The sequence below is a fragment of the Clostridium sartagoforme AAU1 genome, from assembly GCF_000401215.1.
In the GTDB taxonomy this organism is placed as follows: domain Bacteria; phylum Bacillota; class Clostridia; order Clostridiales; family Clostridiaceae; genus Clostridium; species Clostridium sartagoforme.
Window position 1 is genome coordinate 1 of sequence record NZ_ASRV01000109.1, and the last position, 673, is coordinate 673.

The 673-nt window shown below is 20.5% G+C and carries 1 protein-coding gene; it reads right to left on the reverse strand.

Annotation, left to right across the window (positions count from 1 at the left end; genetic code table 11):
• Window positions 1–673 (reverse strand): methyltransferase domain-containing protein (locus A500_RS08855; RefSeq protein ID WP_016207238.1); only part of this gene is annotated, 673 nt, incomplete at both ends.

Sequence of the window (673 nt, forward strand, 5' to 3'; positions counted from 1 at the left end):
AACATATGAGTCTTCTTTTAAATATTTCAATATATTTTCAAGTGAAAAATCATTTTTATCAAACCAATAATTGCTACTACCTCCATAGTCTAAAAATATATCAATAGATTTTTTCTTTATTGGTATGTATTTAAAATCTGTACAAACAAACATTATATTCTTCTTAAAACTACTTCTTTCTATTAATGACTTTAAGTAATTATGTTTTTCAATATTATTATCTATAGCAATATACACACTATTATCTAAATTATCATATAAATTTCTTAATAGAAAACCTAATCCAGTTCCTATTTCTAATATTACTTTATTTTCAAAAGAAATTTTACATAGTTCATTACATGTCCAATCTAAGCCTTTTCTTAAATTCAAAATATAACTTTCATCTGTCTCTTTTATATAGTCTTTAATAATGAGATTATATATTTCATCACTATTTTTTACAAAATCATCGTCAACAATTAATATTCCTGATTTTATACTATATTGCATACCACAAGTACACTTTAATTTTCCTTCTAATATTTGATTATTTTTTATATTACCATCTTCTAAGTATAACTCATCCCCACATTTAATACATGATAATAGACTTAAGTTTTTAATATCTATTCCTAAATTAAAACTTTTTTGTATTTCTGTTGTATTTATATATTTTAATTTATTTATTAAT